This window comes from Pseudofrankia sp. EUN1h (assembly GCF_001854645.1).
In the GTDB taxonomy this organism is placed as follows: Bacteria; Actinomycetota; Actinomycetes; order Frankiales; family Frankiaceae; genus Pseudofrankia; species Pseudofrankia saprophytica.
Genome location: NZ_MBLN01000121.1, coordinates 1 through 18,098, shown reverse-complemented (window position 1 = coordinate 18,098; position 18,098 = coordinate 1). Strand labels below are relative to the sequence as shown.

The 18,098-nt window shown below is 70.1% G+C and carries 12 protein-coding genes and 1 pseudogene; 5 read left to right on the top strand and 8 right to left on the bottom strand.

Annotated elements, in window-relative coordinates:
- Nucleotides 1-11: 11 nt before the first annotated feature.
- Together BCD49_RS39610 and BCD49_RS39605 are read right to left on the bottom strand one after the other, a co-directional pair.
- The gene (locus BCD49_RS39610; protein WP_007515438.1) at nt 12-782 is read right to left on the bottom strand and encodes an SDR family NAD(P)-dependent oxidoreductase; all 771 of its coding nucleotides are present in this window, start codon (nt 780-782) and stop codon (nt 12-14) included.
- 102 nt (nt 783-884) lie between these two features.
- Nucleotides 885-1,757, bottom strand: a complete 873-nt coding sequence (locus BCD49_RS39605) for an SDR family NAD(P)-dependent oxidoreductase (protein WP_007515439.1) — start codon at nt 1,755-1,757, stop codon at nt 885-887.
- A gap of 162 nt (nt 1,758-1,919) precedes the next feature.
- Here BCD49_RS39605 and BCD49_RS39600 point away from each other — a divergent pair, with 162 nt between their 5' ends.
- Complete coding sequence (locus tag BCD49_RS39600; RefSeq protein ID WP_007515440.1) at nt 1,920-2,891, top strand: LysR family transcriptional regulator; 972 nt, start codon at nt 1,920-1,922, stop codon at nt 2,889-2,891.
- Between the two features lie 91 nt (nt 2,892-2,982).
- Here BCD49_RS39600 and BCD49_RS39595 read toward each other — a convergent pair.
- Nucleotides 2,983-3,354 (bottom strand): annotated as a pseudogene (locus tag BCD49_RS39595) (DDE-type integrase/transposase/recombinase); the annotation flags it as partial.
- A gap of 184 nt (nt 3,355-3,538) precedes the next feature.
- Between BCD49_RS39595 and BCD49_RS39590 the strand changes: the two are divergent.
- The 4 genes from BCD49_RS39590 (at nt 3,539) to BCD49_RS39575 (ending at nt 5,636) form a co-directional block, all read left to right on the top strand.
- Nucleotides 3,539-3,790, top strand: coding sequence for a hypothetical protein (locus tag BCD49_RS39590; protein ID WP_007515442.1), 252 nt, complete (start codon nt 3,539-3,541; stop codon nt 3,788-3,790).
- 50 nt (nt 3,791-3,840) lie between these two features.
- Complete coding sequence (locus tag BCD49_RS39585) at nt 3,841-4,377, top strand: hypothetical protein (protein WP_007515444.1); 537 nt, start codon at nt 3,841-3,843, stop codon at nt 4,375-4,377.
- 269 nt (nt 4,378-4,646) lie between these two features.
- Nucleotides 4,647-5,060, top strand: a complete 414-nt coding sequence (locus BCD49_RS39580; RefSeq protein ID WP_007515445.1) for a GNAT family N-acetyltransferase — start codon at nt 4,647-4,649, stop codon at nt 5,058-5,060.
- A gap of 144 nt (nt 5,061-5,204) precedes the next feature.
- Nucleotides 5,205-5,636: a hypothetical protein gene (locus BCD49_RS39575; protein WP_007515447.1), complete on the top strand. Its 432-nt coding sequence runs from the start codon at nt 5,205-5,207 to the stop codon at nt 5,634-5,636.
- Nucleotides 5,637-6,270: 634 nt separating this feature from the next.
- Here BCD49_RS39575 and BCD49_RS39570 read toward each other — a convergent pair.
- The 5 genes from BCD49_RS39570 to BCD49_RS39550 form a co-directional block, all read right to left on the bottom strand.
- Entirely contained in the window at nt 6,271-7,722 is a 1,452-nt protein-coding gene (locus BCD49_RS39570) for a hypothetical protein (RefSeq protein WP_007515448.1), read from the bottom strand.
- Nucleotides 7,723-7,841: 119 nt separating this feature from the next.
- Nucleotides 7,842-9,296, bottom strand: a complete 1,455-nt coding sequence (locus tag BCD49_RS39565) for a hypothetical protein (protein WP_007515449.1) — start codon at nt 9,294-9,296, stop codon at nt 7,842-7,844.
- 46 nt (nt 9,297-9,342) lie between these two features.
- On the bottom strand, nt 9,343-15,693 hold the full coding sequence (locus BCD49_RS39560) for a hypothetical protein (protein WP_071042538.1): 6,351 nt from the start codon (nt 15,691-15,693) through the stop codon (nt 9,343-9,345).
- A complete protein-coding gene (locus tag BCD49_RS39555) occupies nt 15,690-17,099 on the bottom strand; it encodes a hypothetical protein (RefSeq protein WP_007515451.1) in 1,410 nt (469 codons plus the stop codon). The genes BCD49_RS39560 and BCD49_RS39555 overlap by 4 nt, the downstream gene beginning before the upstream one ends.
- A 643-nt stretch (nt 17,100-17,742) precedes the next feature.
- Nucleotides 17,743-18,098, bottom strand: a 356-nt coding sequence (locus tag BCD49_RS39550) for an integrase core domain-containing protein (RefSeq protein WP_158072994.1), incomplete at its 5' end; no start/stop codon positions are given.

Genomic DNA, 18,098 nt, shown 5'->3' with positions numbered 1-18,098 from the left:
GCCTGCGTGGGTCAGGCGCGCATGTTGGCGCCGCCGTCGATGGCCCAGACCTGGCCGTTGATCCATGCGGCGTCGTCGGAGAGCAGGAACGCCACGACGGCGGCCAGATCGCTCGGACGGCCCAGCCGCGTGGTCGGGACCTCGTTGAGGAACCGTTCTTGCAGGGCGATGTCGTTCTGCTGGATCTGGGTCTCGCCGATCACCAGGCCGGGCATCACGCCGTTGCAGCGCACACCCTTCGGCCCGTAGATCCCGGCGATGTGCCGCGTGAGCGCGTTGATGGCGGACTTCGACGCCGCGTACGCGGGCCGGATGCTGCCGCGGCTCACCGCCGCGCCGGACGCGGTGTTGACGATGCTGCCCCCGCCGATCGCGAGCAGGTGCGGCAGGACCGCGCGCGCCGTCCGGACATAGCCGACCACATTGACGTCGAGGGTCCGCTCCCACACGTCCAGGCCCGTGTCGAGGAGGGTCTTGTCCCGGCCGAGGTTGGTGGGCGACAGGTCAGCCCCGACGTTGAACAGGCCGTGGACGGCGCCGTACTCCCCGATCGTCGTATCCACCAATGCCTGGACCGACTCTTCGTCCGCGAGGTCGAAGTGCACGGCGATCGCCTCGCCGCCAGACTCGAGGATCTTCTCGACGGTGGCCTGCGCACCGGCCAGGTTGATGTCGCCGACAACGGCCCTGGCCCCTTCCTCACCCAGCCTCAGCGCCGCGCCGGCGCCGATACCGGTCGCGCCGCCCGCCACGATGAACGTCTTACTCGCCAGTCCGCGCATGGTGAAACTCCCGCGACTCGATGCCAGAGGACTCCAGATGCGACCCGCCGGCCGACGCCGCCCGACAAACCAGCACGGGAGGCGTCGGCCGGCGCAACGCCGCTACCCCATCCACTGACCGCCGGCGACGTCGATGGTCTGGCCACACATGTAGTTGGCGGCGTCGGACGCGAGATAGGCGACCATGTTCGCGACCTCCTCCGGCAGGCACACCCGCCCCAGCTGGACCTGGTTCTCGATGGAGTTCAGGACCGAGACGCGAGCCACCAGGTCCTGTTCGCTCTGCGGATTCAGGACCCGCTCCCGGAGGTCGGGCTTGATCATGATTCCGGGCGCCACGCCGAGAACGTTCACGCCACGCGGCGCGAACTCGTGCGCCAGGTTGCGGGTGAAGCCGATGACCCCGGCCTTGCACGAGCAGTAGACCGTCAGGCCCTTCTGCTGAATACGCCCGCCAACCGCACCGATGTTGATGATGCGACCCGATCCCTGCGACAGCAGATACTCCGCCGCGGCGTGAGCGCCGTACATCATCATCGTCAGGCTGCCGAGGACGGTCTGATCGATGTCGTTCTTGGTGTGCTTCTCGAACGGCCCGCCGACGACCATCACGGGATTGTTCACCATGATGTCCAGGCCGCCAAGCGCGTCCCGGCTTTCGCGTACGGCACGGTGCACCTGGTCCCAGTCCGACATGTCCGCGAGGACCGGGACCGCCTTCACGCCCCAGCGCTTTTCGATCTCCGCCGCGCGCTTCTCGACCTTCCAGAAGGTGCGCCCTATCAACGCCACGTCCGCGCCCGAGCCAGCCAGGCGATTCGCGATCGCTTGCCCCAACCCGTCACCACCGGCCCCAGTGATGACGGCCTTCTTGCCGCTCAGGTCAAGCAGTTCGGATACCCGCATCCCAATGATGTGGGTGGGCAGCCGATCAAGCCCTAACAGCTGGGACCAGTCCCGGTCATCCGACTCCATGAATATCCCCTGTCCGCTCCGACGATGAGCAACCGGTCGACGACATCGATCTCTGACCGGTATTCGTTCATGGATGCTAGGCCGGTGCGGAGGTCTGCCGCCAATACAAGTTTCGGCGCCAAGCTATACTTTTCCTGTATAGCTGCCGGGTAGCATGGCCCCGTGGACACCCACCGGCTTCGGTACTTCCTGCATGTCGCGGACGAAGGCTCGATCAACCGGGCGGCGAGCACGCTCGGGGTAGCCCAGCCAGCACTGAGCCGCCAGATCCGCCTGCTTGAGGAAGACCTCGGTGTCACGCTCTTTCGCCGGACTGCTCGCGGTGTGCAGCTGACCGAGGACGGAGAGCGCCTACGCGCGTCGACCGCCTCGCCGCTGCGACAACTGGAGCTGGCGATGCGATACGTCGGGTCGCCGCTGGCGCGGATCGAGAGGGGCCTGCACCTTGGGCTGCCGGCGACCGCCGCGGACATCCTCGCCATGCCGTTGCTGGATAGTTTGCGGCTGGCCTTCCCCAAGGTGAGTCTTCGGGTGACCGTTGCCACCACGGCGGAACTCGTCGACGAAATGCTCAAAGGAATCATCGACATCGCACTGATCGAGCCGGTGCCGGATGGCAGGCTGTTCTACGAAGATCTCGTCGTGGAAGAACTGATCGTAGTAGGGTCCCCGACCTCGGACCTGAACCCGAACCGCGCCATTGAATTCGCCGATCTCACGACCCTTCCGCTCATATTGCCGGGAAGCCAGACCGGGATCCGCGTCAGCCTTGAGAACACCGCCCTGCGGCTCAAACTCAAGCTGCTAACCAGTTTTGGCACAGACGCCCTTCCGGTAGCAAAGGGCCTCATTGCGGCCGGCCACGGTTACGGAGTCCTGCCACTGTCTGCCGTCGCCGCCGAGATCGAGGCCAAGCGGCTACGCTACGCGCCACTGCGAAAACCGACCCTCACCCAGCAACTCGGCACCGCCGTCACGGGACATCTCGAACAGCCGCGAGGATTTGCTATCAAGATCAGTGAAATAATCCGGGAGGAGGCTACACGGCTGATCGAATCCGGCGGCTGGAAGGCGCAGATCTTCCCTCCAGGCCACGGCCCTCAGGCGCACCTTACGCCGCAATCGGCGCCGTAGTCGCGAGACTGCCCGATGTTCCGTGGCGCCTGAGCCGGCGTTGTTGCGTCTGGCCGAGACACGGCATGGCAGATGCAAGTCTCGGCCCTGGTCACAGCGCCAGAGCGAGCTCGGTGAAGGCTTGTGCGAGCCGGCGGCGGGGTTCCGCGTCGGTGGCGAGTTCGTAGTGACCGCGGCGAACGTTCTGGACGAAAGCGTGCCCTGAGTCGATCACTTGGGCCGAGCGAAGCCGTTTCAGCCCCCGCATCGGCCGCAACCGAGCTTTCAACCGGCCGTGATCGGCCTCGATCGGGTTGTTCGCGTAGCGGACGTCCACGTGGTGGGYCGCGGGCAGCTGTTCGTCGAGGACCCGTGGGTAGGCGGGGGCCCGGTCGATGGTCACCTCGACCGGYCGGCGCCTGTGCGACAACGCCATGGCGAAGAACCGGCGGGCCGCGGCCAGATCCCGCTTCTCGGAAGCGAGCAGGCCAGCGGCTGGCCCTCCGGGCTCCTGTCCGCGGCGCCCATGGCCGAACCAGCCGTGGCCACCGTTGATCTAGATGCGACGGACCGCTGGTAGGCTCGATCTGCTGGCCGAGGCCGACCTCCGCCGCCGCCGGTGGATCGCCGGAGGTGCAGCTCGTCGGGCTAATCACGGGAGGCGCACGGTGGACCTCAAAGATCCTTTCGATCCGCCCGCAGACCCCGCCGCCCGCTCCGCCTACCTTCGCGAACGGGCCGAACTCGCACGCCAGCGCGCGCAGACGCTCATGGCGACGATCAGCCGAACAACCCACCAGTCCGACCCGGCGATCCTCGGCCAGGTCAAAGCGATCCTCGCGATGCCGCCGACCGAGCGCCTCGAGATGCTCATGGACGAACTTGCCGTCTTCGCCGACGCCCGCCTCGTCACCGAGTGACAGACACACCTCGCCCGGCGCCCCGGCTACGACTCTCCGGGATGCTCGGCATGCTCGCCGAGCACAAGGTCCGCTACGCGATYGTCGGCGGGGTCGGCGCCCGCCTCCAAGGCACCCCTTATGTGACCGGCGACCTGGACATCGTCCCCGACCCGGACCCAGCCAACCTTGAACGACTCGCCGCAGCCCTCTCTAGCGACGTCACCACGAAGAAAGCCGCCGACTCGACGGACTACCGCCCACACCCTGTCGTTCGGCCCGAGGAATTCTTCGCCGAGTACTTCGCCATGTACCAAACCACCTATGGACCTCTCGACATCCTCATCGAGCTACCCGGCGTCGGATCCTACGACGCGATCATGCGCAACGCCCGGCGCTATGACCTCACCAGCTACGGCCTCAGCATCCACGTTGCAAGCCTCGAAGACATCATCAAATCCAAGGAAACCGCCGGCCGGTCCAAGGACCTCATCTTGCTCCCGACCCTCTACGAAGCCGCCGACCAACTCGCCCGCGAACCCGACGACTACGCGCTGAGCCCCGACGCCCTCGTGGTCGACCAGCCACCCGCAGGCACGGACACCTAGCGATGATCGACATCCGAGACCAACCCTCGCAGACAACGACGCCAGCCGAACCGACGGCCTCGACGCCATCCGGGCGCTCGCCCGGCGTGCGAGCCGACCGGCCCGCGTGATCCTCAGCGCACGCGCACCGTCGCTGGCCTGCCCCGCCTTCCCGCTTCCAGTCAAGGAAGGTCCAGGGCACCGATCGCCACCGGGCGCCGGCTCGGAGGCGCAAAGGCTCTCCGCCGAGTGGCCACCCACGACGTCCGACAGCCTGACAGGCTGCCTGGATGGCGTTGGGTGATCCGTCCCAGGGCGGCGACACGGTACTGGTCGTGCGTCCCGCGCTGACAGACGCCGAACTCGACGCGCTGTTCGGTGCGTCATGGCCGAACCGTAGACCTGCGTCGTTCGTGCCGGTGCTGACTCGAAGCCTGACGTGGATCGCGGCACGTCGAGCAGGACACTTGGTCGGATTCGTCAACGTCGTCGGCGACGGCGGCGTGCACGCCTTCATCCTGGATACCACTGTGCACCCGGACCAACGCCGCCAAGGGCTCGGGATACGYCTGGTCCGTGCCGCCGCAGACGAGGCAAAGGCCAACGGTGCCAAGTGGCTGCACGTCGACTACGAACCGCATCTCGAAACCTTCTACGAACGCTGCGGGTTTCGGCACACCCCCGCAGGCCTTCTACGGCTGTGAAGCAGGACCTTCCGCCGAGAGGGCGCCGGCCGAGACCGAAGCGACGTAGATCTCCTCGATATGCACCGAGATCTCGCCCGTTGCCAAACCTAGGTCTTCGCGTCGCCCGCAGCCGGGCGGGCAACCGTCGACGCGAGCGGCGAGTTGACCGCCGGCAGCGGCGAGCTGCTCGTCTCCGCCCGTGGGCCACGCGCCGCTGTGTCCGTGGCCGGCAGGCTCGTACCGGACCCGGCCGGGCCGGTGGCGCCCGAGCTGGTCGCCGCGCTGCTCGCGCGCATCGGCCTCGCCGACCCGGCCGGGCCGGGCGCGGGCCCGGTCGTCGCCACCTGGGTCGCACCCGACGGCAGCTGGGTGAACGGGCCGCTGCGTGGCCGCCACACCGTCACAGCCGCCCGGCACATCGGCGCCGCCGCGCGCGCGGCCCACCGGGCCAGGCGCCTGCGCGAGATCGAGACGGAGCTGCGCGAGCTGCGGGCCGCGCTGCAGGAACGGGCCAGGCGGCGCGCCCAGCTCGCGGAGCGCCGGACGGCCATCCAGCACACCACCTGCGGTCCGCTCCGCGATCCACCGCGCTGAGCGAGAGCCGGGCGCGGGCCGCCCTGCAGGCCCGCCTGGCCGTCGCGGCCGGCGGCAAAGCCCGTGAACTCATCGATGACCAGCAGACGGGAGAAACCCGAGGGCACCGGGCTCCCGCGTCGTAGTGAACCGCCAGGGAGCGTGGGATAGCGAGGGTCGCGTGCGCCGCGGGCGGTGTGGGATCGGCCTGCGCCGTGGTCAGGTTTCGCTGCGCGGGCCGGTCATGCGCGGCGTCCATGGCTTTAGATGATCGCCCACGTTAGAGGGGCCCGTGGTCCGCAACACCTGCTGGTCTATGTGGCTGTTAGTAGATCACGGATCGCAGTCGGAACGACCGCGGAAGCGACAGCCACTCCCCATGATCGCCAGATGTGTACCGGAATCCGAACGGACAAGGGGGCGGAACAAAACGGCGGCCGTGCTGCCCGAAACGTCGCATACCGGTCGCCTCCGCGGCCGGTGGTCAGACGGTCCCACGAGCGCACCCGCGCTGCGCGACTCCACGCCCAGCCGCGGGTCAACTTCGGGGGCCGAGACTCGCGCTCGCGACGGCGCTCGCGGACGCGGCGTCCGCGAGGCCGGCCTCCTCGCATTACCTTTCCGAGCCAGGCGAGGCGACGCCGCCACCGGTAGGTCAGATCGGGCCGAGCGCAGGCTTTGCCACCCGTTGGTACTTCCGCCCGAGGCTTTGGACGTACTCGTCAAGAAGATTCTTGAACTCCGTCTCCTCGTACTGTCCGATCGTCTCGAGGAAGGCGATCTGTGGCCCGGTGTCCGCGACGCGGCCGTCGATCACCTGCCACTCCGCCAGTGCCCCGACGACGTGCCGGAACAGTTCCTCCAGAGTGTTCGGCCAGGCCCGCAGCGGCCGGCCCAGCGGTCGGTCGCCGAGAACCACCTGGAGGCCTGCATCCGTACGCAGGGTGATTTCCTGCTTGAAGATCGTGTCCATGTGGTGGGACAGGCTGTCGTTCAGATCAGTGAACAGGGCGTCGGCGAGGTCCTTGCCCACCTGTGCCACCAGCGCATTGAGTATCGTCGCGAGGTCACGCCGACGGCGGACCTGCCTGTCCCTTGAGTCCACTTTTTCCTGGCTATACCCGACACTGAGAGCCTTCTTCCTCTCCTGCTCCGTGGCCGGGACGTCGTATTCGAACCTGCCAATTTCCGCCCCGAGGACCCACGCTCGGGTTACCCTGGTCCGGAGCAGGTCCACGACCAGTGCCTGCGCGTCCGGCATGTACGCCGCGCGCTGCGGCTCGGTCTGCAAAAGATTGGTCGTCAGCTGTTCGTAGTTCGCCGCGTTCCGCACAGCGAGCCGACTGTTCAGCCGGTAGTGGGCGCCGCTGTTCTTGTAGACGAAGTCGATGGTGCGGTGCGCGCCGGGGACGGTGTGCGTTCCTTCGTGCGCCAGGGACGAAGCGAGGACCAAAGGGCTTCCCTCAATCGCCGCCGGACTGACCCTGATGAAGGACCCCGGACCGCTTCCACTGGCCAGCGCAGGCATGTTCGCCGGAAGTCCCGGGTCGATCATGAAGCCGCGATTCTCCGTCAAAGGCCCGGCGGCCCCGGTGGTTTCGTCGATCAGTCGCCCCAGCGATTGGACCATGGCAAGATAGGTGCCCTTGACGAAATTCAGGCCTTCGGTGGAGTCGCCGCGGAAGCGGAAGAGGTTCGCTATCATATCGTCAGCGATGCCCAGCGAGACTCGCAGGCCCACAAGGCTCACCGTTGTGACAGCACTCACTATCGCCGCCCTCTCCATCATGCCTGGCGGGCGAGCCGTGTTCTTCGTGAGCGAGGTCCTGCCCCGAAGCCCGTCGAGGACGCCCTCGAAGGCGGTCAGCATGGCCACCGCGGTCCGGAGGTTTCTGGTGAAGAACAATGTGTCGGCCTGCGGCAGACCTTCCCAGGCATCGTCCAACACGTGAAACTGCGCGTACTCGTCCAGCGAATAGGGGTCGGGACGCGACAGCGCGTCTTTTCTGAGCCGGCGGATGTCGCGTTTCGCGAGCTTGAGGTAGCCCGCTCGCACAGCGGTCAGATCCAGTTTCGACACGTCGTCGGGGACCTGCGGGATCGCCATTCTCGACGTTACCTTCCCACGTGGGGCGGCGGGCTAGAGATCCTGGTCAGGACCAGGTGCCGGGGGGTGTAGGCACGAAGCCACGTGATCCGTGCTCGCTGCCAGGCCATGGGTCTCGCTCAAAGCGGGCCGACCGCCGGCTTGTTCACCCGTTGGTACTTCCGCCCGAGGCTTGTGGAGTACAGGGCGAGAAGATCCCCGAACTCCACCTCCTCGAACCGTCTGATCGTGTCGATGAAGCCGACCTGCGGCACGGCATCTGAGATGCGACCGTCGACCACCTGCCACTCCGCGAGTCTCGCGACGATGTGGCGGACAAGATCCTCCAGAGTATTCGGCCAGGCAGGCAGCGGGTCACCCAGGGGCCTGCCGTCAACGACTACCTGGAGACCGCGATCCGTACTCAGGGTGATCTTCTTCTTGAAAATCGTGTCCATATGGTGGGACAGGCCGTCGTACAGATCGACGAACAAGGCGTCGGCGAGCTCCTGGCCCACCTGAGCGAGGAGTGCATTGAGCATCGTCGCGAGCTGGCGCCGACGCATAACCTTGTTATCCGTCTCGTCCAATCTTGCCTGGGGCACCCCCTCATTGAGAGCAATTTGCTTTTCCCGCGCGGTGGGGGTGATCTCGTGCCGGAACTTTCTCAGGTCCCCCGCCTGCACCCACGCTCGGGTCACCTTGGTCCGGATCAGGTCCACGGCAAGTCCCACCGGGTCCGGCGTGTAGGCCTCAGGCGACGGCTCCTTCTGCAAGGAACTGCTCGTCAGCTGCTCGTAGTTCGCCGCGTTCCGCACAGCGAGTGGGGCGATCAGCCGGTAGTGGGCACCGCTGTTCTTGTAAAGGAAGTCGATGGTATGACCAGGACCGGCGACAGTGTGCGATCCTTCATGCGCCAGTGAGGCGGCGAGGGTGACCCGATCCCCCTCCATCGCGGCCGGCCTGACTCTGATGAAGCACCCGGGGCCACTTCCCGTCGCCAGCGTTGGCATGTTCGCCGGAAGACCCGGGTCAATCATGAAGCCGCGTCTTTCCGCCGCCGACCCGGTAGTCTTCATGGTTTCGTCGAGCAGTCGTCGCAGTGATTGGATGACGGAGAAGTAGTTCTCCTTGACGAATTTAAGAAATCCTGCGGCCGAGTCGCCACCGAGGAGAAATATTTCCGCGATCAACTGGTCACAGCTGCCGCTCGCGACCTGTGCCGCCACGCTGTCCACAACATCGACGGCACTCTTGATGATGGCGAATTCGGCGTTGTTCACCGGGCGATGCGTATCGCTCGCGAGCGAGGGCGTGCCCCAGAGCCTGTCTAGGACGCGATCGAAGACGGTCAGCTCGGCCACGGCGGTCCGGAGGTGACCCAGGAAGAGCGGGTGATCTTCCGACGGCAGATCCCGCCAGATTCTCTCCAGGTCGTGAAGCTGCCTGTACTCGGCCGCAGAATAGGGGTCGGGCCGAGAGAGCGCGTCTTTTCTGAGCCGACGCATGTCGCGGTTCGCGAGCTTGAGGTAGCCCGCTCGCACCGCGGCCAGATCCAGTTTCGACACATCGTCGGGGACCTGCGGGATCGCCATTCTCGACGTTACCTTCCCACGCGGGGCAGCGCGCCAGTGATGCTGGTCAGGGCCGGGTTCCGCGGGTGTAGGCCACGGTCATCGGGGTGCTCCACGCGCTCCGGAGGTCCGGGCGCTGCGCCTGGACCCGGACGGCGTACGTGGTGCCCGGGCGGTAAGGCTGCCTATCCGGGGCCCGCACCGGCACTGTGCACCGGGGCGACGGGCCGGCCACGGCGGACGCCCTGATCGGCGCATCGGCCGCGGTGCCGTCGGCCGCCGTCACCTCGGCGACGTAGAGCGTCGCGGTCGGCACCGCGGCGAAGGCGACGGTCAGCACGCCGGCGCCGACGTCGACCGTCAGTCCGGTGGGGGTGGCCAGCGTGCGTACCGCGACCGTACCCGCCGTTCCCCAGGCCGCCTCGATGTCGCCGCCGACGGTGCGTACCCGGGCCGAGTACACGCCGTCGCGGGGGTCGTCGAGCGTGAAGTACTTGACGCCGACGCCGGACGCCCCGTTCCCGCTGCCCTCCTTGGTGTAGGTCGTCGCCGTCCCGACCGTGCGGCCGTCGGGATCGGTCACCAGCACGTCATAGGCCGTGCCCGGCGGTCCTTCCCAGGTGACGACGAAGCTGTCGACCTGCAGGACGATGGTGGCCGGGGGTGAGGCCAGCCTGGTCAGCGGCCTGGACTCCGCCCATTCGCCTCTCAGGCCCGCGCGGTATGCCTGGACGCGGCCCACGTAGCGGCCGGCGGGCAGGTTCTCGACGGAAACGGTGTGGGTGAGCTGGAGCGGCCGGTCCGCGAGCCCGAGCGTCACGCTGGCCAGAGCCGAGCTGGCGGCGTCGGTCCCCAGCTCGGCCTCGTACCCGCCGGCGTACCGAGCCGGCGACCAGCGCAGGCTGAACCGGCCGTCCGCGTACTCCAGGGTGACGTCCGTCGGCTTCGCGGGCGTCGGCGTGGGTGTCTCGCCGCCCTGCCCGYCGCCCTGCCCACCCTCGCCCTGTCCACCGCCGCCGCCGGTGCTCCCGCGGAGGCTGGCCGCGGCGGCGGCCGTCGCGGCCACGGTGCCCGCGGCGACGCCGAGATGCTTGGCGATCGCGCCCGCCAGCGCGGCCGCGGCCGCCTCCGCCGCGGCGACGGTGCCGGTGGCGACGAGGTCCTTGCAGAGCAGCGCCTCGGCATAGGCGGCGGCCTGCGGGCCGAAGACGACACCGGCGAAGATGGCGATCTTCTCCGGGTCCCGCAGCAGAGCTGTCGCGATGTCGTGGGCGCCGCGCGCGACGCCGGCGGCCAGCGCGTCGGGCAGGTCGTCGAAGCGCGTCGTGCTCGGGATCCGCACCTCGAACGGCGGGAGGCTCACCGTCAGGAACGCTTCCCCCTGATGCGGCAGGGTGAGCTTGTACGTACCGGTGAGGGCGAAGACCAGGTCGGGGCCGTCGGAGCGCACGGCCGGCGTGAGCGACCAGGAGCTGCGGAACGTCCTGGCGACGGCGAAGTCGGCGAGCGCCCCACAGCCGTCGATCCTGGCGGCGTCGAACACCTCGCGGATCGCCGCGACCAGGTCGACGAGCTCGCGTGCCCAGGTGAACGCCGGCCAGTCGGCGATCTCGAAGCTGTCCCCGCCGTCGGGCCGGACGGCGTACGTGAAACCGCAGGACAGCCGCCCGAACATCGGGTGACGCTGGGCGGACTCGAGCCGGCCGGCGAAGCGGCGGGTCCCTTCGACGTCCTGGGACACCGCGACCTGGACGCTGCCGAACGCCGCGCCGAGGAAGTTCACGCCGGCCGCGACCGCGAAGGACGCCTGCGTGCCGGTCGTGAACCTGACCTCGGGGCCGCCGGTGTAGACGTGGCCGCCTCCGGCGCGCCTGGTACCGGCGAGCTGCGCGAACCGCAGGTCCACGGGGTCCGCCAGGGCGATGGCGGCGGTGACGCCGGCGGGGGCGCCGGTCTGCCGGTCCGCCACCACGGTGATCGACACGTTCACGGTGACGTCGACGACGAGGCGGATCGTCACCCGGGCGTCGAGGTGGTAGCCGGGCAGCAGGTGCTCGGCCCGCGCGAGCGTCCCGGCCGGGTCCGCCGCGGCGCTGTAGTAGTAGATCCGCGAGCCCGCCAGCAGGGTCACGTCGACGAACGAGCCCCAGGACCCGCCGCCGCCGGTCACGCATCTCTCCAGGAACGCGGCGAGCGAGAAGGGCCGTTCGACGGTGAGGCGGGCGAGGGCGGGCGCCGCGTCGAGGACCACCAGCTCGGCGCCGAGCGACAGTCGGAGGTCCGCCTCGCCGGCGGCGGGCGCGGGGCCGAGCCGGGCCCGCCCGGTCAGCGAGAACCGCGTCGAGCGGGGCCTCGCCGGGACCGCCGGCGTGCCGTCGCCGGCGGCCACGGCGGGCTTCGCGTAGTCGATGCGGGCAGCCAGGGCCAGCTCGTCGATCTGGATGCCCGGCAGGTCGAACGGCGCCACCGACTGGGTGGTGGGCCGCACGGCGTCCGCGACGGTGGCCAGATGGTCGTCGTCGCACCGCAGCGACACGTCGAAGCCGTAGGAGCGGCCGGACAGGGTCAGCAGCACGCGGGCGTCGAGGGTGAACTCGTGTGCCGAGGCGGGCCGGTAGGCGAGCTGGATCATGGTCCGGCCCACCCGGTGCGTGATCGTCACCAGGCCGCCGAACAGGGCGATGTCGTCGAGCTCGGCCGTGAACACCGTCCTCGCCGCGTCGGTGCGGTCGATCTGCGCGAACACCCGGACCGACGGCGGCGAGCCCGGCTGGGCGCCGTCGCCCGCCCCGATCTCCATGATCGCGCGCAGGAGGGTCCCCGGCGCCGCGTTGTGCACGTCGAGCTCGGCGGCGAACAGCGCGCCGTCCGTCAGGCCGAGTGACGAGCCGGCGAGATCCGCGACCGGTGAGGGGACACCGGGCGCGGCGGCGGCGAGTGCGGTACCGACCCGTTCGGCGACCGCGCCGAGTGTGTCGCCGGCCGGCAGGCTCACGACGACCAGGCGCGCGGCGCGCACCGTGAGGACGTCGTCGACGTGCAGCGCCGGCAGGAGGCGGCTGAGCTGGAAACCGTCCGCGAGCGCGACGGCGAGCGCGAAGGCCGTGTCCGAGGTCAGCAGCACCCCGTCCCCGAGTCCCGCGAGCCGGCCGTGCAGGACCAGCTCACCCCCGGTGAGGTCGGCCCACAGCGCGGCCGAGCTAAAGGCCGGCGTGCGCAGATCGGCGGGCAGCACGTCGGCCCACCGCCGGCCGGGAGCGGCGCCGGTGACGCCGTCGGTGAGGTCGGGCAGGCTGATGTGCTCGGCGTCGGCCGGTGCCACCGTGCCGGTGAGGATCGTCCGGGTGCCGGCGGTGCCGAGCCGGAGGCCGACCGTCGCGCGCAGGCCCGCGAAGGTCAGCGCGCCGGCGACGGTGACCTCGACGGCGGCGCCGGTGCGCGCGACGTCGACCGTCCCGGTGATCTCCTCAATGGCGAGCGTCGCGGCACCGAGCCGTGGATGCCACTCGAAGCTGGCCTTGCCGGCGAGGTGGAACCGGCCGGTGTCGGGGACGGCGAGCACGTCCGCCGTTTCGATGGTGATCCGCGCGGGCAGGGCGCCGGGGGTGCCGCTGCCCGCCGGCAGGGTGAAGACCTGGCCGGACAGGCCGTTCGCCGCGGCGACGAGGTCGATCCCGACCGGCTCGGCGGGCGGGTCGTCGTCCGCGCCGATGAGGTCGATCGCGACCGGATCGAGGAGCGATCCGGCGAACTCCCACGGCGCCGTCCCGCGCGGCTTCGTCGCCCGTACCTGGATGGCCGCCCCGCCGACGGTCACGGTGCCGAGGACGGAGCCCCGGATCCGGTTGTTCATGACCGGGATGTCGGCGTCGATCTCGGCCCGCACGTCGGTGATCGACAGCCGGTCCGGTATGACGGTCCACAGGTCGGGGATGATGAGGTGGGCGCCGAACCCGGCCAGGTGGCCGCCGTTCGGATGAAACCGCGCGACGACGTTGCGCAGCTCGAAGCCGCTGGCCAGCGGGAGCGACGCCGGCAGGTAGCGCCGCAGCGCGTTCGGCACCAGCCAGTCGTCCAGGTCGGCGAGGCCAGCGCAGGCGACGGGCTTCGCCCAGGCGATCCGCAGCTCCCAGCCGCCCTCGGGATCGGATTTGATCATTCCGGCGTCGACGGGCTGGCCGCCGACCGTCACGGTCCCGAACAGCGTCCCGCTCGCCGCGAGCGACGTGCCGCGGCCGGTGCGCCGCAGCGTGAGGAGCAGCTCCAGGTCCGACACGGCGAGCTGGCGCTGGATGATCGTCCAGGGCGACGACTGCTCGACGGCGACGGTGAGCGCCATCATGCGTCTCGTACCGGGGTCGTAGGTGGCCGCGAGGGCGGTGATGTCGAGGTCGCGCAGCCCCGGCAGGCCGGCCGGCAGCCCCCCGGCGTGGCCGTCGACCAGCGCCGTCAGGTCGTTGAAGGACGCAGCGCGCATCGTCTCGTCGCGCGCGAGGGCGAACGTCCAGTGCCCCGTCTGCGCGTCGGCGGGAATCCACGCCTGGACGCGGAACCGGGCGGTCGGCCGCGCGTGCGAGCCGAGGCTGATCGTCCCGGTGATCGTGCCGTAGGGCGACCAGCGGCCGCCGCCGCGCTGCATCGACAGGTCGACCGTCCAGTCGGACAGCTCGAGGTGACGCCCGCCGCTCATCCGCCACGGCTGGGACTGGCGGAAGCGTGGCAGCACGCCGGTCACCGTCTGGGCCGTCAGGTCGACGTCGAGGACCACCCGGTCGAGCGTCACGGGGCCCTGGGTGACGAGCGCCGCGGGCAGCGCGGCCCGTGCCTCGCCGTCGGTGAACCCGGCGGCGGCCGTCGCCGTCGCCAGCGCCGGGAGCCGTCCGGGCTCGCTGAACGTCACTGTCGCCGGTGCTCGGGCGCCGAGGTCCACCCGGACCGGGTACGCGGCGCCGGCCAGTGTGACCGTGCCGGTCGCCGCGGCGGTGAAGGTGGTCGTGAGCTGGCCGGGCGCGTGCGCCGGCCGGGGGCGGCGAGTGACGGCGAGCGTGAGCACCGTGCCGGTCACGRCCAGCTCGGGAGCCGAGACGATCCGCCACGGCGTGGTCGTGACCGCGACGGACAGCTCGGTGCGGGTCGGCCCGAGCCCGCTCGCGTCGGCGGTGACCGTGAGACCGCTGATCGCCGCGGGGCCGAGCGCGGGCAGGGTCCGCAACGCGGTCAGCACCGGCGCGGGCGTGCCCGCGACGGCGAGCGCGGCGCCGACCGATGCGAAGGCCCCGAGCTGCGCGTCGGGACCGACGCGGACCGTGGCGGTGCCGGACCAGGCGTGCGGGAGCTCGGCCTCGGCCGGCAGCGGCGCGGCGCCGAGACCCGCGAGGACGCCGCGCGCCACGAGCGCGCTGGGGATCGGCGCGTCCGGCCCGGCGGTCTCCCCGGGTGGGTCGGCGCGCAGCGTCACGGTCGCCGCCGTCAGGGTCAGCGGATCCTGACCGGCTCGGCCGATGACCAGGTCGAGCGTGTTGATCGAGGCCAGCGCGAAGGCCGGGCGGCCGTAGGCGTCGAGGCGCACCGCGCCGCGCAGCATGACCGTCTGCCGCATGGCCGGCCTGGCTGGGTCGGCGGGAACGCCCAGCCGCGTCCGGACGGACGTGACGCCCTCGAACTGGAGGTCCGTGGCGGCACCGGGCCCCGTCGACATGGTCAGGGTCGCGGTCTGGAAGACGACCCCGTCCGCGGCGGAACCCGCGAGCAGGCCGAAGGCCGTCCCCCAGGTCCAGCCGGCGGGCAGGCTCACGGCGAGCCTGCCGCGCAGCGCCCCGTCCGGTGTGACCGTGGCGGTGAGCACGCAGGCCGGGGCCGGCGGCCCGAAGGGCGCCACCGCGCCCGGTGACGGCGGGGCCAGCGTGCCGCGCAGCGTGAGGGCGCGACCGTCGCCGCTGAGCTCCGGGCCGGTGGCCGAGTCGACCACGACGACCTGGCGGAACGCGTCGGTGAGCCCGGTGGCCACCGCGTCCGCGCGCGCCGGCGGCCCGGCGGGGAACGCCGCGGCGTCGAGGGCGTACCGGTGGGCCGAGGTCGTCCCGCCGGGGCTGGTACGCCCGGCGATCAGGCGGTCGTGCAGCGCGACGAGCGGGGCGGTCGTCGGCCACAGCTCGAACGTCACCGGGGCGGACCAGTCGCTGAACGAGACCAGGTGGCCCGCCCTGACCTTGATCCAGTAGGTGCCGACGGGCTCCCTGGCGGGGTCGATGCTGAACGGGAAGGACGTGCTCGGGATGCTCCCCAACGACGGCTTGCCGTCCGGAGCCATGATCATGATCATGTACGTGCTGGCGCCGGTGATCGGTTCCCAGGTCACGAGCACGCCGCGGTCGGTCGACGCCACGTGCGGGTCAGGAGCCGGCAGGGTCTCGCTCATGCGGCGGCTCCGTCGTCGAGGGCGGTGAGTTTCCGTCCGGCACCGAAGGCCAGCGGCGGGACGCCGGCGGCGGTGAAGGCGGCGGCATCGATCGCAGGGGCCGCCGACGGGTTGCCGGTATGCCGCGCGACCTGCTCGTGGTAGCGCCGCAGCGCGGCCATGGCGGGAAACTCGGTCAGCAGGCGCGGCGGCCGCACCGAGGTCGCGACCAACCGCTCGCCGTACCGGTCGACCTGCTGGCAGACAGACCAGGTAAAGCCGTGCAGCGGGCGGAGCTCACCGAGCGGCCCGCCGGCGGAACCGGCCTGACGGGGTCCCGCGGCGAACAGATAGGTGGTGTACCGCCACTCGACCGCGACGTCCTCGGCGCCGAACTCGGGCGGCACGATCTCGACGCCCCCGGCCGCCGGGGATCGTGGGGTCCAGACGGGCCCGAGCCCGGGCAGCACCGAGCTGTCGAGATCGGCGACCACCCGCCGGGTGTCCACCTCGGCGCCGGCCTGGGTGAACTCGGCCATCCTCCACAGGCTTCGCAGCCACGCGGCCCGCCGGGCGTCCTCGACGTCCGCCGCCCCGAGCCGGAACAGCTCGATCTCGGTACCCGCGGCGTCCGGGGCGACGCAGAACCAGTCGGCACCCGGGTTCTGCACCAGKAGGTATGGCCCGATCACCTGGCCCGCCAGATCCCCCGGTCGCAGACCGCCGAACTGGTCGCGGCGGACGAGGTCAGCCAGCCCGAACTCGAAGGCGCTCAGGTGCGTGCCCCCGTCCTCGGCCCGCTTCAGCGTGCGGTCGAACGCCGCCAAGGTGAGCAGGGGCCGAAGGTCGGCGGCGGTGAGCAGCTCCGGAGACACGGCGGCGACCAGCGAGGCGCATAGCGCCTGGTCCGGGGCGCCCGCCTCTGCCGGGAACAGGAGCACACCGTTGCGCCGTGGGTAGGTCCCGTACTCGCGCGCAGCGGAAACAGGCGCGGGCAGTAGCCCGGTGTAGGCGTAGAACGGATGAAGCGCGTGCGTCGCGGTATCGTCCGTTGTCAGGGCATCGGCGGGGCCCATGAAATCGACAAAGCTGTGGTCGGCGGCGGCGTAGGGCCCGCGGTCGGCGAACGGGCCGCCATAGGAGTCCGGCGGGACCGGTACACCGTCGCAGAGAACCTGAACGAACTGCTGGTAGCCGAGATAGTCGACGTCGCCACGGCCCCGCGGGTCGTCGTCCCGCGCCGGATCGTAGTAGGCGCGCGCGAGAACTGGCTGGCCATACGTGTCGTCGATGCCGAAGAAATGGGCTCCGACCTGCCAGTGTAGCCGTCCCAGCGGGGCCAGCGTCCGGCGGTCGGCGACGACGCCGCTCAGCTGCCAGCGGCCGTCGCGCTCTACGGGTTGCAGCGGTGATCCGCGCTCGGGCACCGGTTGGTTCTACGATTTCACGCGCGCTGCGACGGACACTGGTGGTTCCCTCCAAATAGCCCGCTCAACACGCGGTGTGGCGCCGCCGTTACCGATGTATACAGCAGCGGATACACATATACCTATCAGCGATCCATCGGCGCGACAAGACGGGAAAAGGTCAGCTCAGGGCGCGAATCCCACGCCGTCCGCCACCCGGGCGCCAAGGACGGCAGCCGTAGCTTTGTGATCACTTGATCTGGGTGGGCTAGCAGTGGGTGGCTGGGTCCGCATGACTTCCGACCATCCCGATCCTCCGGGCCACTATCACTGCTGGTAGCGAGCCCGGACCCGGCTGCCCGTGCCTGATGCATTGGGCTGATCCCATCGGTACCACGCCGCTGCCAGGACGCGGGTGGTCGCGCGGTCCCGAACCGCATTCACTCCGCCTTCAAACGGTGCAGCCGAGTTGACGCGCCRCAACCGTTGATGTCAAGAGGTGCGCAGCCCAGAGCCTCTGGGCACGCCAGGGCGGTTCGAGCACCGACGACGTTGACCAACATCAGCGGCACGCCACGGCCCGTCGCACCTCCCTGGCGCGGCCGGGCTTCGTCGACGCCACAGACATCCCCGGGCTGCTTCCTCGCAGACGCGTCGGTAGATGTCAAGTCAAATGAGACAGTTGGTCGTTGCTCGGTTGGCTGGGAACTGGCTGGTTGATCCACACGGTCTCGGGTAGCCGGGGTGGCCGTGGCCGGCGGGCGAACCGCTCGGGGTGCGCTGCGTGGGCGCGGYCGAGGGTGGCCTGGCGGTGGGTCTGGACCTGGTCGGCGGTGCCGAAGTGGACCGAGGCCGGGGTGTGGAACCCGATCCCGGAGTGGCGGTGGTCGTGGTTGTAGGCGGTGAAGAACCCCTCGCAGAAGGTCCGTGCGTCGGCGAGCGACCCGAACCGGTCGGGGAAGTCGTAGCTGTACTTGAGAGTCTTGAACTGCGCTTCGGAATAGGGGTTGTCGTTCGAGG

What these genes read in the sequence shown, in the direction of transcription:
- BCD49_RS39610 (WP_007515438.1), bottom strand. Translation starts at nt 782, where the DNA reads ATGCGCGGACTGGCGAGTAAGACGTTCATCGTGGCGGGCGGCGCGACC.
- BCD49_RS39605 (WP_007515439.1), bottom strand. Translation starts at nt 1,757, where the DNA reads ATGGAGTCGGATGACCGGGACTGGTCCCAGCTGTTAGGGCTTGATCGG.
- BCD49_RS39570 (WP_007515448.1), bottom strand. Translation starts at nt 7,722, where the DNA reads ATGGCGATCCCGCAGGTCCCCGACGACGTGTCGAAACTGGATCTGACC.
- BCD49_RS39565 (WP_007515449.1), bottom strand. Translation starts at nt 9,296, where the DNA reads ATGGCGATCCCGCAGGTCCCCGACGATGTGTCGAAACTGGATCTGGCC.